General features: G+C 69.6%; 14 protein-coding genes and 2 pseudogenes. 7 read left to right on the top strand and 9 right to left on the bottom strand.

Features of this window, described 5'->3' with window-relative positions:
• Positions 1 to 39: 39 nt before the first annotated feature.
• Positions 40 to 2,091: a phosphocholine-specific phospholipase C gene (locus ACFVKT_RS01370; protein WP_385726323.1), complete on the bottom strand. Its 2,052-nt coding sequence runs from the start codon at positions 2,089 to 2,091 to the stop codon at positions 40 to 42.
• Positions 2,092 to 2,617: 526 nt separating this feature from the next.
• On the opposite strand from ACFVKT_RS01370, the pseudogene ACFVKT_RS01365 reads away from it, so the two are divergent.
• From ACFVKT_RS01365 to ACFVKT_RS01355, 3 genes and pseudogenes are all read left to right on the top strand, one after another.
• A pseudogene (locus ACFVKT_RS01365) lies at positions 2,618 to 2,818 on the top strand (hypothetical protein); the annotation flags it as partial.
• Between the two features lie 147 nt (positions 2,819 to 2,965).
• Positions 2,966 to 3,556, top strand: coding sequence for a histidine phosphatase family protein (locus ACFVKT_RS01360; RefSeq protein ID WP_385726321.1), 591 nt, complete (start codon positions 2,966 to 2,968; stop codon positions 3,554 to 3,556).
• Positions 3,557 to 3,725: 169 nt separating this feature from the next.
• Positions 3,726 to 4,445, top strand: a complete 720-nt coding sequence (locus tag ACFVKT_RS01355) for an FAD binding domain-containing protein (RefSeq protein ID WP_385726319.1) — start codon at positions 3,726 to 3,728, stop codon at positions 4,443 to 4,445.
• Positions 4,446 to 4,469: 24 nt separating this feature from the next.
• Here the strand turns inward: ACFVKT_RS01355 and ACFVKT_RS01350 are convergent.
• A pseudogene (locus ACFVKT_RS01350) lies at positions 4,470 to 4,856 on the bottom strand (ergot alkaloid biosynthesis protein); the annotation flags it as partial.
• Positions 4,857 to 5,227: 371 nt separating this feature from the next.
• Between ACFVKT_RS01350 and ACFVKT_RS01345 the strand changes: the two are divergent.
• The 4 genes from ACFVKT_RS01345 to ACFVKT_RS01330 all read left to right on the top strand — a co-directional run bounded on the left by ACFVKT_RS01345 (position 5,228) and on the right by ACFVKT_RS01330 (position 7,905).
• Entirely contained in the window at positions 5,228 to 5,884 is a 657-nt protein-coding gene (locus ACFVKT_RS01345; protein WP_385726317.1) for a TetR/AcrR family transcriptional regulator, read from the top strand.
• Positions 5,885 to 5,957: 73 nt separating this feature from the next.
• On the top strand, positions 5,958 to 6,947 hold the full coding sequence (locus ACFVKT_RS01340; RefSeq protein WP_385726315.1) for an iron-containing redox enzyme family protein: 990 nt from the start codon (positions 5,958 to 5,960) through the stop codon (positions 6,945 to 6,947).
• An 87-nt stretch (positions 6,948 to 7,034) separates the two neighbouring features.
• Entirely contained in the window at positions 7,035 to 7,688 is a 654-nt protein-coding gene (locus ACFVKT_RS01335; RefSeq protein WP_385726313.1) for a HemK2/MTQ2 family protein methyltransferase, read from the top strand.
• Complete coding sequence (locus tag ACFVKT_RS01330; protein ID WP_385726311.1) at positions 7,669 to 7,905, top strand: CDGSH iron-sulfur domain-containing protein; 237 nt, start codon at positions 7,669 to 7,671, stop codon at positions 7,903 to 7,905. Before ACFVKT_RS01335 ends, ACFVKT_RS01330 begins: the two co-directional genes overlap by 20 nt.
• 1 nt (position 7,906) lies before the next feature.
• On the opposite strand, the gene ACFVKT_RS01325 is transcribed toward ACFVKT_RS01330, so the two are convergent.
• The 7 genes from ACFVKT_RS01325 to ACFVKT_RS01295 form a co-directional block, all read right to left on the bottom strand.
• Entirely contained in the window at positions 7,907 to 8,269 is a 363-nt protein-coding gene (locus ACFVKT_RS01325) for an STAS domain-containing protein (RefSeq protein WP_385726309.1), read from the bottom strand.
• Positions 8,266 to 9,537: a PP2C family protein-serine/threonine phosphatase gene (locus ACFVKT_RS01320; protein WP_385728082.1), complete on the bottom strand. Its 1,272-nt coding sequence runs from the start codon at positions 9,535 to 9,537 to the stop codon at positions 8,266 to 8,268. Before ACFVKT_RS01320 ends, ACFVKT_RS01325 begins: the two co-directional genes overlap by 4 nt.
• Complete coding sequence (locus tag ACFVKT_RS01315) at positions 9,537 to 10,346, bottom strand: alpha/beta fold hydrolase (RefSeq protein ID WP_385726308.1); 810 nt, start codon at positions 10,344 to 10,346, stop codon at positions 9,537 to 9,539. The genes ACFVKT_RS01320 and ACFVKT_RS01315 overlap by 1 nt, the downstream gene beginning before the upstream one ends.
• A gap of 115 nt (positions 10,347 to 10,461) precedes the next feature.
• Complete coding sequence (locus tag ACFVKT_RS01310) at positions 10,462 to 10,893, bottom strand: hypothetical protein (RefSeq protein WP_385726306.1); 432 nt, start codon at positions 10,891 to 10,893, stop codon at positions 10,462 to 10,464.
• A 54-nt stretch (positions 10,894 to 10,947) separates the two neighbouring features.
• Positions 10,948 to 11,688 (bottom strand): SigB/SigF/SigG family RNA polymerase sigma factor, encoded by a 741-nt coding sequence (locus ACFVKT_RS01305; RefSeq protein ID WP_385728080.1) that lies wholly within the window; start codon positions 11,686 to 11,688, stop codon positions 10,948 to 10,950.
• A 221-nt stretch (positions 11,689 to 11,909) separates the two neighbouring features.
• The gene (locus ACFVKT_RS01300; protein ID WP_385726305.1) at positions 11,910 to 12,557 is read right to left on the bottom strand and encodes a Pr6Pr family membrane protein; all 648 of its coding nucleotides are present in this window, start codon (positions 12,555 to 12,557) and stop codon (positions 11,910 to 11,912) included.
• A gap of 154 nt (positions 12,558 to 12,711) precedes the next feature.
• On the bottom strand, positions 12,712 to 13,563 hold the full coding sequence (locus ACFVKT_RS01295; protein ID WP_385726303.1) for an isocitrate lyase/phosphoenolpyruvate mutase family protein: 852 nt from the start codon (positions 13,561 to 13,563) through the stop codon (positions 12,712 to 12,714).
• Positions 13,564 to 13,841 lie beyond the last annotated feature (278 nt).

Below are 13,841 nucleotides of genomic sequence, written 5' to 3'. Positions count from 1 at the left end.
ACCGGGCGGTCACGGAGTGTCCGTGACCGCCCTTTCCCGTCAGTCGGTCACGATCGCCGGGTCGCTCACGCCCGGCCGGCCGTTCTCCACGTGTCCGGCGAACCTGCGCAGGAAGCTCACTTCCGTGTCGGAGACGACGGTCAGGTCGTACCAGCGCTTGCTCGCCCGCAGGTCGAAGGTGTGCTTGACGCTCGCGCCCGACCGCAGCTTGAACGACTTGGGCTTGCCGCCGTAGCCGTCGCTCACCTTCAGGTTGACCGTGCCGGCGCCCTTGTTGGTGAGGGTCAGCTCGACGTCGTCGCCGACGTGGCGCGCGGTGACCTCGGGTCCGGCTGTCTTGCCGGGGCCCTTGAAGGTGCGCAGGAAGCCGTTCGGGCCGTGCACCGTCAGGTCGTACGAGCCGTTCGAGTACGCGGAGTTCCAGGTGTCGGCGACCGTCCTGCCCGCCTCGGTCGTGTAGGTCCAGGGGCCGTCGGTGCGGTTGCCGGACGTGACGAGGAAGGCGGCGCCGGCCTTGGCGCCCGAGCCGAAGGTGAGCGTGAACTTGCCGGCCGCCACGTCCGCCGAACCGTCCACCAGGGGCGCGTACTTGAGCGGGCGGGCGGGCCGCGAGCCACGCTCCTGCTTGGGCAGGACGGGGTTCGCCGGCGGGGTCGGCACGTAGTCGGGGTGGCGGTCGTTGTCCGGCGGCTGGTAGCCGTCGGTGTCCGGCAGCGCGACCGGCCTGGTGTTCTTGTGGGCGAAGTCGAAGGCCGAGCTGAGGTCGCCGCTGATCGCGCGCCTCCAGGGCGAGATGTTGGGCTCGTGCACGCCGAAGCGGCGCTCCATGAACCGGATGATGGAGGTGTGGTCGAGCGTCTCGGAGCAGACGTAACCGCCCTTGCTCCAGGGCGAGACGACGAGCATCGGCACCCGCTGGCCCATCCCGTAGGGGCCCGCCGCGTGGCTCGCGTCGCCCGCGTAGAGATCCGGACCGACGTCGACGGTGGACTTGCCCTGCGCGGCGGACTGCGGCGGGAACGGCGGTACGAGGTGGTCGAAGAAGCCGTCGTTCTCGTCGTACGTGACGAACAGCGCCGTCTTTCCCCACACCTCGGGGTCGGAGGTGAGGGCGTCCAGGACCTGGGAGATGTACCAGGCGCCGTAATTCGCGGGCCAGTTGGGGTGCTCGGTGAACGCCTCGGGCGCGACGACCCAGGAGATCTTCGGCAGCTTCTTGCCCTTGACGTCGGCCTTGAGCTGGTCGAAGAAGCCCTCGCCCTTGCGGGCGTCGGTGCCGGTGCGGGCCTTGTCGTAGAGCGGGTCGCCGGGCTTGGCGTTGCGGTAGTTGTTGAAGTAGAGCAGCGAGTTGTCGCCGTAGTTGCCTCGGTAGGCGTCGGGTATCCAGCCCCAGGAGCCGTTGGCGTCCAGGCCGTCGCCGATGTCCTGGTAGATCTTCCAGGAGACGCCGGCCGCTTCGAGGCGCTCGGGGTACGTCGTCCAGTCGTAGCCGACCTCGTCGTTGCCGAGGACCGGGCCGCCGCCGGTGCCGTCGTTGCCGGTGTAGCCCGTCCACATGTAGTACCGGTTCGGGTCGGTGGAGCCGATGAACGAACAGTGGTAGGCGTCACAGATGGTGAACGCGTCGGCCAGCGCGTAGTGGAACGGAATGTCCTCGCGCGTCAGGTACGCCATCGTCGTCGACGACTTATTGGGCACCCATTTGTCGTACTTGCCCTTGTTGAAGGCGGCGTGACCGTCACTCCAGCCGTGCGGAAGATCCTGGATGAACTGCAGGCCCAGGTCGTCGGCGTCGGGCCGGAAGGGGAGCACGTCCTTGGTGCCGTCCGACTGGTGCCAGACCGACTTGTCACCCGCCGTGGTGGCCGGACGGGGGTCGCCGAAGCCGCGGACACCCCTGAGCGAGCCGAAGTAGTGGTCGAACGAACGGTTCTCCTGCATCAGGACGACGATGTGCTCGACATCGTCGATCGTGCCGGAGCCGTGGTGCGCGGGCAGCGCCGCGGCGCGCTCGATGCTGCTGTTCAGCGCGGCGAACGCCGCGGTGCCGCCGCTGAGCTGGAGGAAGCGGCGCCGATTCACTTGAGGCATGGGTGGGTGACCCCTCTTGTCCTGACGGAGGTGACGGAAGTACGGGATGACCGGGTGGCCGGGTTGCTGCGGGAACGTGTGCGATTGGAGTGTTACAAGAGCACCGAACGACAAGGAAGGCCCTCGTGGCCCCTGGGTGAAACTCGGCGGTACGTGCGGCGAACGGCGGTAAACGCAATGTCAATGCCGACTCCCGCAACCAATGTCGGGCAGAACCCGCGGCGAGGTGGAGGGCCGAATGTCCCATCCCAGCATCCGGCATGTGAGCGTTGCCCCCGAGCTCGAGCGAAGGCCTCTACGGTGGTCGGTGCAGCTGGTTCGCCCCGTCCGCCAGGCGCTCGGAGGGCGCGCCCACAAGTCCGAAGACCTGCCCGCTGCCCGTGCGCGACCCCTCGTGCGCGGATATCCCGGTGACCTCATGGGCGGGTCGGCGTACAGATCGGGACGGACGACCGCGCCTTTCCGCGCGAGGATCGTCACGTTCGGTGTGTCACCCCTGCGCGCTCTCGTCCCGCCGGGCGTCTAGGACATCCACTCCCCGCGCGTTCCTAGCGCGGAGGAGGCAGCAGCCCTGCTGCGCAAGGGACTTGAGGCCAGCCCCGCCGAACGTCTCCGGGTCAACCCCGACTGCGGCCCGAAGACCCGCGGCCGGCCCGAGACCCGCGCCTCGCTGGCGCACCTGGTCGCGGCGGCCCGGACGGTCCGTACGGAACCCGCCGGATCCTGACCCGGTCGGGACGGCCGAGAGGAAGTGCTCCGGCCCCTCTCGGCCGGCCCGGGGTCGGTGCCCGGGTGCACATGTGGCGCGTGGCTGTGATGTCGTACCCGAAACACGTGCCCCTCCCCCGGCACGACGGAGAACAGGAGCGAACCAGTGACCAGCCGCGTCACATTCATCTCACCGGCGATGAACCGGTCGCTGCGGGAGGCCCGGTTCGACGACGGCAGCCCGATCGATGCGAGTGGCGCCGCACGCGCCGCGTCCGCCGCCGGCACGCTTCCCATCGCTGACCGGGTGCTGGTCTCGACCACGGTGCGCTGCCGGGAAACGGCGTCGGCCCTCGGGCTCGTCGCCTTGGACGAACCCGGGCTGTGCGCACTGGACATGGGCCGCTGGCGGGGTCGCACGCTCGATGAAGTCAGCGCCGGGGAACCGGACATGGTGGCCCGCTGGTTGACGGACCCTGCCGCGGCGCCACCCGATGGAGAATCGGTGCGGGCCCTGTGCGAGCGGGTCGCCGGGTGGCTGGACGCAGCCGCGGAGATCGCGGGCAGGACCCTCGCCGTGGTGGAGCCGGAGATCGTACGGGCCGTGGCGGTCACGGTCCTCAAGGCGCCCGAGGCGTCCTTCTGGCGTCTCGACGTACCGCCGCTGACCGCGACCGAGGTCAGCGGACGCTCCGGGCGCTGGAATCTGCGGCTCGGCCGGCCGCTCGGTACGCCGGGCACGGGTGCCGACCACTGACGCCGGTCAACGGCGCCATACTGCAGGCCCGCACGCGAGGAGAGCCGTGTGCAGGAGTGAGCCCTGTACGCGCCCCCGCGTGCGCGGGGAAAATGCGCCATGTCAACGGTCAAGTGGTCGAGGTATCGCCTACCTCGACCCCAACTTCCAGGAAGGCAGGTCGGCCACCGTGCTGTTGCGTCTGCCCACGTCCGTGTCCGAAGCACAGGAGTGCATGGCCGAAGGGGCGGTGCCGATAGGCGGGGCGACTCTGGTGTGGGCCACCTGGCAGCGGGACGGCTTCCCCGAACAGGCCGTGTCGCTGCGCGAGCTGCCGGAGGCCAATCTGATCGGCCGCGAGGCCCTGGGCGCGGCCGTGCTGCTGCACCGGATCGACGATCAGCTGCCTGAGACGCTGCGCCGGGCCGCCTCCACCGTGGGAACCGGAGCGGTGCGCCGGACGGCCACGGTGGGCGGCAACATCGTCGGGAGCACGCTGCGATGTCTGCTGCCCGCGGCACTCGTCCTTGACGCCCGTGCGACGGTCCTGGAACCGGACAGCGTCTACGAGACCGACCTGGCCGAAGTGCTGGCCAAGCGCCACCTGTTGCTCGGCCTCCGCTGGCGCGAACCGATCGCCAGCGCGTACTACAAGGAGCCGGGCGAAGCGGGTGGGCCGCCGCCCCTGGTCGTCGCCGCGGCTGTGCACGCCGACGGCGGACGAAGCCTCCTTCGCGTCGCCGTCCGCGACGGCTACGAGGTACTCAGCGACAGCACCGTGTGCGACGCCGATACCGATCAGGTCCTCCACGCCCTGCGCCGTACGACTGTCGGCGGCCTTCACGAGGCGGCCTGGGAAGTGGTCCGCCAGCAGGTCACCGAGCTCCTGGCGCGCCCTGCCGTCCGCTGAGGACGCGCGATCTCGCCGGGTAGGTCAGGCCCGGACGCGGCCCGACTCCCGTTCCGCGAAAGCGCGGAAGCCGCGCGGCGGGCGGCCGGTGAGGCGCTGGACCGTGTCGGTGGTGCGGTCCTCGGCGCCCTCGGCGATGGCCCGGTCCATTGCGGCGAGCATCGCGGCGAACTCGACGGGCATGCCGGCGGTCAGCCGGTCGCGCATCTGCTCGAAGGTCAACTTGCTGTGGGTGACGGTCCGTCCGGTGACCTGGGTGAGTACGGCCGCGATGTCGCCGTAGTCGAGCGCTGCGGGACCAGTGATGATCAGGTCGGTGTTCGGGGCTTGTGTCGCGGTCAGTGCGTGGACGGCGACGGCGGCGCTGTCGTCGGCGTCGACGAATCCGACGCGGCCCTCGCCGGCTGCCGTTCGGCCGTTCATCAGCTGCGGCGGGCCGGAGGCGGTCGCGGTGAGGTCGATCCGTACGCCCTCACCCTTGACGCTCAGCGCGTAGCCGCTGCTGCCGCCGCTCCAGGTCAGCTCGGGGGTGCTCAGGTGGAAGCGGTCCGTGCCGATCTCGACCTGGTCGAGGGGGTGGATGTCCTCCGTGGTGCGCGCAGTGCCGGTGGATTCGTTCACAACGACCACGTTGAGCTGCGCGAGGTCGGCGCCGGGCCACATCCGCCGACTCCCCTGTAGTGGCGGAATGTTTACATATGTCTACTTCCGACATATTCGGCATGGTCGTTTTGTCCGCATATCGCAACTGATGGCTTATGCCCGAACAGGAGGTCCGTGACATGGCGGAGGCGTCTCCCGCGAAACGAATGGGGCGCCCTCCGGCGGGCCAGGGACCCGACCCCTCCCTGCTGTTGCGAGGCGCCCTGGCCGCGTTCGCCGAGAACGGCTACGACGGCACTTCCGTGCGGGAACTGAGCCGGCGTATGGGGGTGAGTCACGCGCTGCTCACCGCACGGTTCGGGTCCAAGGAGGGGCTGTGGTTCGCGGCGATGGAGCACGTCCTGGCCCAGGCGAAGGGCTCCTGGCGCGAACTCGCCGAAGACCCCGGCCTCGACGACCTGGACGTCCTGCGCCAGGGGATCATTCACCAGGTCACGTTCTCGGCGGCACACCCCGAGCTGGTGAGGATCATGACCCACGAGGGAGCCATCGACAGCCCCCGTATGCGCTTCATCTTCGAGTACGTCCTCAGCCCGCTGCGCCTGCCACTCGAACGCCGTCTGAACCGGCTCATCGCCGCCGGCCGCATCCGCCCCGTGCCCTACGCCACCCTGCACTACCTGGTGGTCCAGGGCAGCGGCGCCCTCTACGCCAGCCCCGTCGAATCCACCCTCCTCGGAGCCCCCCAGCCGCCGGAGGCGGAGGACGTCCGACGCCACGCGGAGACGGTGGCCGACATCATCGTCGCCGGGCTGTCGCGAGGCGGGCCGGGATAAGGCCTGCGCGCGAATCATGGTCACTGCACGTACAGCCACGTGAGAGATCGTCGATCACGGGTACTCGGCGTTCATGGAAATCTCGGCGAAGGAACCTCAGCTGCCCGCCGCGCGCGGCGGAATCTCGGCGGCGATCGCCGGCTATCTGCGCGATACGGGGCCGCTTCCGGATGACGAGGTGATCGCCGGCGGTTCTCCCCTGGAGGACGACTGGCAGCTCGGCCTCTATCTCTGTTACGAGCTGCACTACCGGGGTTTCGCGGGTGTCGACGCCGCTCGCGAATGGGACCCGGCCCTGCTCAAGGTCCGCGCGTCTCTGGAGCAGCCGTTTCTGAAGGCTCTGCGCGACGGGGCGACCCGGCACGCAGACGCCGACGAGGCCTTGGACGAGCTGCTCTTGGAGCCCCTCGACGGCACCGGTGTCAGTCACTACCTCCAGGACGAGGGCGAGCTCTGGCACCTGCGCGAGTACGCCGCCCACCGGTCGCTGTACCACCTCAAGGAGGCCGACCCGCATGCCTGGGTGCTGCCCCGGCTGTGGGGGCGCGCGAAGGCCGGCATGGCGGCGGTGGAGTTCGACGAGTTCGGCGGCGGCCGGGCCGAGCGCGTGCACGCACGCCTGTTCGCCGACCTCATGGCCGACCTCGACCTGGACACCTCGTACGGGCACTATCTCGACTCGGCGAGCGCCGAGGCCCTTGCCGTGGTGAACATGATGTCCCTGTTCGGCCTGCACCGGGCGCTACGAGGAGCCCTGGTGGGGCATTTCGCCACCGTCGAGATCACCTCCTCCCCCGGTTCTCGGCGGCTCGCCCGCGCCATGCGCCGCGCCGGAGCAGGACCGGCCGCCGAGCACTTCTACGACGAACATGTGGAAGCCGACGCCGTGCATGAGCAGATCGTCCGCAAGGAGGTCGTCGCGGGCCTCCTTGAAGAGGAGCCCCATCTCAACCGCGATGTCGCCTTCGGCGTGGACGCCACCGGCTATCTCGAGGACCGCCTTGGCGCGCAGCTCCTCGGCGCGTGGCGGACCGGCGGGTCCTCCCTGCGAACGCCCCTCTGACCGGCCCGCCGTCCTCGCCACCACCGAACAGGTTCCACGCCGGACAGGTCCTTCGACCGCCGCGAGAACCGGATAGGGAACCCCTTGATGACTTCCGTGACTCTTCCCGGCGTATACGCACCGCAGGACGACACCGATCTGCTCGTCCAGGCGCTGCTTCGGGAACCGCTCCCCCCACAGGCCGCGGTCCTCGACGTCGGCACGGGAACCGGAGCCGTCGCACTGGCCGCCGGGCGGCTCGGTGCGCGGGTGACAGCCGTCGACGTCTCCTGGCGCGCCGTCCTGAACGCCAAGGTCAACGCGTTGCTCGCCCGAATTCCGCTGCGTGTGGTGCACGGCAACCTGCTGTCACCGGTGTCCGCCCAGTCCTTCGACCTGATCCTGTCCAACCCGCCCTATGTGCCCGCCCCGGCGGCCTCCTGCCCCCGGTGGAGCGCGGCCCGGGCCTGGGATGCCGGGTACGACGGCCGCCTCATCCTGGACCGCATCTGCCAGGACGCGCCCGCGCTGCTCCGCCCGGGCGGCGTGCTGCTTCTGGTCCAGTCCGCGCTCAGCGGGGCGGAGGAGAGTCTGCGGCAACTGCGGGCAGCAGGGCTGAGCGCCGAGGTCGTGGACCATCACTCCATCGCCTTCGGGCCCGTGCTGCGCTCCCGGGCGGGCTGGCTGCGCAGCCGCGGCCTGGTGGAGGGCGACGACGAGAAGGAAGAGCTGGTGATCATCCGTGCCGAACGTCTCAGCTGACCGGCCCCGCCGGATCACGGCGCAGCGCGAAGGCCCGATGCTCGTCGAAGGCCCCGTCGAAGTCGTCCTGGAAGACGGTTCGACCGTGTCGTCCGACCGGTTCTGCGTAGCCCTGTGTACCTGTCGCCGGAGCAGAACCTATCCATGGTGCGACACCAGCCACCGCAAGCACACGGAGCCCGGCGGAAGCCGTGAGCAGGAAGCGCGCAGCGGCTGATTCAGGGGTCGGTCGCGGCCGGTGTCCAGGCCGCTTCGGCCGCCTGTGCGGTGGGGTGCACGGGGAAGACCTGGTCCAGCCCGACGATGCCGAAGATGCGGCTGATGTGGCCGGGCACCGCTGCCAGGGCGATGCCTGCCCGGGCGGCGAGGGCGTGGTTGCGGGCGGCGATCAGGGCGCTGATGCCGCTGGAGTCGCAGAAGGTGACGCCTGCCAGGTCGATGACGAGCTGCTCACCTCTGTGCAGTGTCAGGGCGGGCAGGAGTTCGCGTACCTGGGAGAAGCTGGCGTGGTCGAGTTCGCCGGTGAGCTCGAGGACGGGCCCGGCGGGGGTGGTTCGGGTACGGATGGTGAGCTGAGTCACTGCCGCTCTTCACTGGTGGGTCGGGGCACGCTGATGGCGAGGACGGCGGTGTCGTCGTCGACGCCGGTGCCGAAGGTGTCGAGCAGGTCACGGATGGCGGCGACGGCGCCGGAGGCGGTGGTGGGCGCCAGAGCCCGGGCGAGGCCGAGGAGGGCTTCGTCCCCGTAGCGGTCGCCGGCGCTGTTCCAGGCCGTGTGGGCTTCGGTGAGGCCGTCGGTGTGCAGCAACAGGGTGTCGCCGGCCCTGAGGTGGATGGTGGTGGTAGCGATGTGGGCGTCCGGCAGGGCGCCGATGAGCTGGCCTCCAGGGGTGGGCAGATAGTCGGCGGTCCCGTCCGCGCTCATGATCAGGGCAGGGGGATGACCGCCACTGGCCAGCGCGATACGGAAACCGCCTTGATCGGCATCGGGCGTGAGCAGTCCGAAGATGACGGTGCAGAACCGCGGGTCGTGGCTGTTGTATTCGTGGTTGAGGACCGTGTTGAGATTGCTCAGTACGGCGGCCGGGTCCGGGTTGTACACGGCGGCGGCGCGCAGGGTGTAGCGGGCCAGCGAGGTGACGGCCGCGGCCGCCGCGCCCTTGCCGCACACGTCACCCAGGAACAGTCCCCATGTCCCGGAGGTCAGGGGGAACAGGTCGTAGAAGTCGCCGCCGACCTTGTCGGTGGAGGCGATGTGGTAGTGCGCGGCCACGTCCAGGCCGGGCACGCTCACCAGCGCCGGGGGCAGCAGGGTCTGCTGCAGGGCGGCGTTGAGACGCTTGAGTTCTTCGCGTTCGCTTTCCGCCTGCTGTCGGGCGCGCAGCAGTTCGGTTTCGTAGGCGCGGCGTTCACGGGCGTCGAAGAGGGTGGTGCGGATCAGCCGCGGCTGCCCGTCGCCCCCGGACTTGACCGTGGAGGTGACGAGCACGGGCATGCGGCTGCCGTCGGCCCCCTTGATCTCCAGGGCGATCCCACTGACCTCGCCCTGCATACGCAGCAGCGGGGCGAAGTGCGTCTCGTGGTAGAGCCGGCCACCGACGGTCAGCAGGTCGGAGAACGTCTTACGGCCCACCAGGTCGCCCTGTGCGTAGCCGAGCCAGTCCAGAAGCGTCGTGTTGATCTTCGCGATGGTGCCGTCCAGCAAGGTGGAGAGGTACCCGCACGGGGCGTGCTCGTACAGATCCTCGGCGCTGTCCTCAAGGAGCGCGGAGAACGCGGCATGGTCGTCCCCGGGCTGTTCCTCGGGACAGGGAGGCTCGCCGTTCCCGCCGTCGCCGGTCTTGGACATCATCGCGGGGTTCCGACGAAGTCGGCGATCGCGGCGGCCGTTTCCTCCGGTGCGGCGAGCTGGGGACAGTGCCCGGTCGCGTTCAGGGTGACGAGCCGGCTTCCGGGAATCCGCGACTGTACGAATGTTCCGACCTCCGGAGGCGCTATCGCGTCGCGCGAACACTGCGCGACCAGCGTGGGAACGGTGACCTTGGCGAGGTCTTCGCGGTTGTCGGACAGGAACGTCACCCGGGCGAAGACGCGGGCGATGTCCGGATCGGTGCGGCAGAAGCTGTTGGTCAGCTCGTCACCCAGCTCGGGCCGCTCGGGATTGCCCATGATCACCGGAGCCATGGCACCCGACCAGCCCAGATAGTTCGCGTCCAGCGACCCCAGGAGCTCATCGATGTCCTCGGCGCTGAACCCGCCGCGGTAGCCGACGGCCGGATCGTCGATGAAACACGGTGACGGCGCGAGCAGGACCAGTCCGGCGAACGCCTCCGGCTCCCGGGCAGCGGCGAGAACACCCATCATCGCGCTCACCGAGTGCCCCACAAAGGTCACAGGACCGAGCGCCAGCTCACGACAGATCTCCAGCACATCCTCGGCATAGCCGTCCAGCGAGGAGTAGCGCTCCTTGTTCCACGCGGACAGATCGGAGCGCCCGGCTCCCACGTGGTCGAACAGCACCACGGTGAAGTCGCGCTCCAGGACCGGCACCACCAGCCGCCACATGTTCTGGTCGCACCCGAACCCGTGCGCCAGCATCAGCACCGGCCCCCCGGCGCGGCCGGACACCGTCACGTGATTCCTGCCTCGCACAGTCATGCGAACCATCCTCGCAGACCGCTTCCTTCACGTCGCAGAACCATTCCTGCCTGGTCACACACGGTGTGTAGCACGGCGGCCCGGCCCGTGCCAGGCGTCTCTCCACCATTCGCCGCTACTCGGGCCTGCCCAGGGACCAGCCGGAGACGTCCGCGAGCCGACCGCGCCACAGGGGCATGCTCACGCCCCCGCCCGTTGTGGCGACGCCGGTGGCGTCACGCAGATGGATCCACTGCGGCAGCCGTTCTGGGACTCCTTGCCCCTGCTTGTCGACGACCGCCTGGTCCACCTGCGCCGGGAACCGTTCCAGCAACTGTGCGCCGGGCCCGTCGATGCCGCGCAGGCTGCGCGCCCAGTCGGCACGCCATGCCTCGTGGGAGATCAGGTCGCCGTAGAGGAAGCCGCCCCCGAGCACCAGCGTGATCGGCAGCGCGGCCCCTGCGTCCTGGCCGATCAGCCGTACCAGCATCTGCAGTTGGACATCCGGCACCGGCTCGGTCACGACCGGCGCGGACGGCTGGTGAAGAGGATCGTGCTCAGCGTTCACGCCAGGTGCCCTTTCGGTGCTGCACAACAGAACAGGCCAGGGAATCAGGGGACTTCACGCGGGAAGCAGGCCGGTGCGGAGCTTGGTGAGGGTGCGGGTGAGCAGACGGGAGATGTGCATCTGCGACAGGTTCAGTTCGCGGCCGATGTGGGCCTGGGTCATCTCCTGGCCGAAGCGCATTGCGATGATGGCCCGTTCCCGGTGGTCGAGTTCCTGGAGCATCGGGCCGAGCGCGTGGAGGTCTTCGAACAGGTCCGTCGCCGGGTCGACCTCGCCCAGGGTGTCCGCGTACTTCGGGCCGGCGTCGCCCGAGTCGTCGTCACTGCCGGGGGTGTCGATCGAGCCGGCCACGTAGCCGTTGGCGGCCACCATGCCCTCGATGACCTGTTCCTCGGGCAGGTCCAGATGGGCCGCGAGATCCCTGACCGTGGGCGGGCGGTTCAGCCTGGTCGCGAGCTCTTGCTTGCTCTTCGCGAGAGCGACGCGCAGTTCCTGCAGCCGCCGCGGGACGTGCACGGCCCAGGTGGTGTCGCAGAAGAAGCGTTTGATCTCGCCGACGATGTAGGGGCTCGCGAACGAGGTGAACTCGACCTCGCGGGACAGGTCGAACCGGCCGATGGCCTTGATCAGGCCGATCGTGCCGACCTGGATGACATCCTCCATGCGGTCCAGAAACAGCCTGGACAGCGCACGTGCGTCCCGGGGAGCGACCTTGACTCCCTCCTCTGTCCACGGCAGCTCATCCAGAACCTCCGGTGCTCCCGTGCGTGAAGCAGCCGCCTCGGGGACGTTCACGGAGGAAGTCAAGGTGCCGCCTTAGGTGGAAAGCAAGGTGAGCGCCTTCTGCCCGCTCCGGCCGCATGCATGTCCGCGCGGGCGACTCGGCCGCACCTGCGGGCTTCTGGGCCACTCCCATGCCGCCCGGCTGGGGGCTTCCGGCCCACTCCCATGCGCCCGGCTGGGCTTCGGGCCCATTCCCATGCCGCCCGGCTGGGAGCACACCGCGCGTCCCGCGCTCAGACCCGCGCGGGACGCAGCCTGCCCACGACGACGGTGCCGAGGCGGTCCAGTCCGACCACGGCCGCCGCGATCAGCGCGAACTCGACCGTCATCAGGGCGATCTGGCCGGCGACCCAGCCGTACCCGTTCGTCGTCGGGTCGAGGAAGAAGTACGGGTACGGGGTCACGAAGTCCGGGAACAGGGCCGCCCGTACCAGTACGAGGAGGGCGTAACCGAGCGGGAAGGCCAGCCACAGTGGGACGTCCTTCCAGCGGGAGGCGTTACGGGGTTTCAGCAGCACCCAGTCCAGCAGCACCATGACGGGAGTGACGTAGTGCACGAGGAACAGCGCCCAGTGCTCCAGCCGGTCGGGGCCGGAGACCAGGCCCGGCAGCGGGTTCGCCCCGTCGTTGAGCGTGAAGTGAGCGACCAGTCCGGTGATCGTGATGTACAGGACGGCGGCGCCACGCAACCGGGGCGCGGGCGCCTCGGTCGTGCCGCGCTGCACCATCCAGTACACGGCACCGATGAAGTAGCCGAACACGATCACATTGCTGTCGACCGTGAAGTAGACGAGTGAACTGGTCTCCAGCGCGAGCCCGGTCCCGGCGGCGAGTACGACGGCCGCGCGCCACCACAGCGCGGGGCGGGTCCACGGGGACATACAGACTCCAGTCGTCCGGCCCATCAGACTTTCGGCATGCTGCGCCGGGGGCAATCCCGGCCCGGTCGCCGCACCTTACCCGCCGGTACGGTCCCCTGGCCCTGAAAACGGTGCGGTACCTGCCACTCGCTCGGCCTCGGACACCTTTCAGGTCTCAGTCGCGCCGGAAGAGGTGGTTGAGCTCGGTATGGGAGAGCTGGTCGTCGGCGTAGGAGAAGGTGCCCAGGTCCGCCAGCTCCCGCGCGGCGCGCAGCAGATGGTGGTACATGGCGCGGGCGATGCTGCCACCGACCGTGACCCGGCGTACGCCGAGCTCCCGCAGGTCCTCAAGGGTCTGCGTGTTTCCGGTCAGCCCCATGACCACGTTGAGCGGGCCGTCGAGTTCGCGCACCAGCGTGCCGATGGTCGCGGCGTCGGCGGCACCCGGGACGAACGCGCAGTCCGCTCCGGCCGCCAGGTAGGCGTTGGCGCGCCGTACGCACTCGTCGAGCCCATCGCCGACCAGGAGCACGTCGGTCCGGCCGACCAGGACGAACGGCTCTCCTCCGGCGTCGACGGCGGCCCGGGCGGCACGGATACGGTCCACCGCGAGCGCCTCGTCGTACAGCGGCCGGGTGCGGTCACCGGTGAAGTCCTCGATGTTGCCGCCGACGGCGCCCGTGGCGAGCGTCAGCGAGAGAGTGGCGGCCACCGTGTCGGGCGACTCGCCGTACCCGCCTTCGAGGTCCGCACTCACCGGCACCCTCACCCCGTCGGCGATCTCGCGCACGCGACGCATCATCGTCTCGCGGTCGACGCGGTCTTCCGGTGCCTTCTCGTCGAAGAAGTCGTGGTCCGGGCGTCCGAGGGAGAACGCGACGCCCGCGCTCGTGGTCGCCACCGCCGGGAAGCCCGCCGACTCCAGGACGCGGGCGCTTCCCACGTCCCAGACATTGGGCAGCAGGAAGCAGCCCTCTCGGTGCAACTCCACGAATTCCTCTGCTCGTTCACGGCGGCTGCTGTCCACGTGGCCCTTCCTCGATCAACCCTGTTCCGGGATGCCGAGCTGATACCCGCCCTGCGTGGTTTCCAGTCGGAACGTTCCTCGCCCAACGAGAGGCGGATGCGATAGCGGCATTGTCCTGCACCGAGCGTGACCATGCCCGCCCGGGGATCCGGGGTACGGAATCCGGGTCGGACTGTGGTCATGGCTGATCGTGCGGCATGAGGGGCGCCGGTCAGCGGCGGCGCAGCATCATGACGACAGCGATGATGACAATGATGACGACGACGGTACCCAGGCCG

It is taken from the genome of Streptomyces sp. NPDC127595, from assembly GCF_042671685.1.
GTDB lineage: Bacteria > Actinomycetota > Actinomycetes > Streptomycetales > Streptomycetaceae > Streptomyces.
Note: the sequence above shows the minus strand (reverse complement) of the source record. Positions and strands in the feature narration are given on the sequence as shown.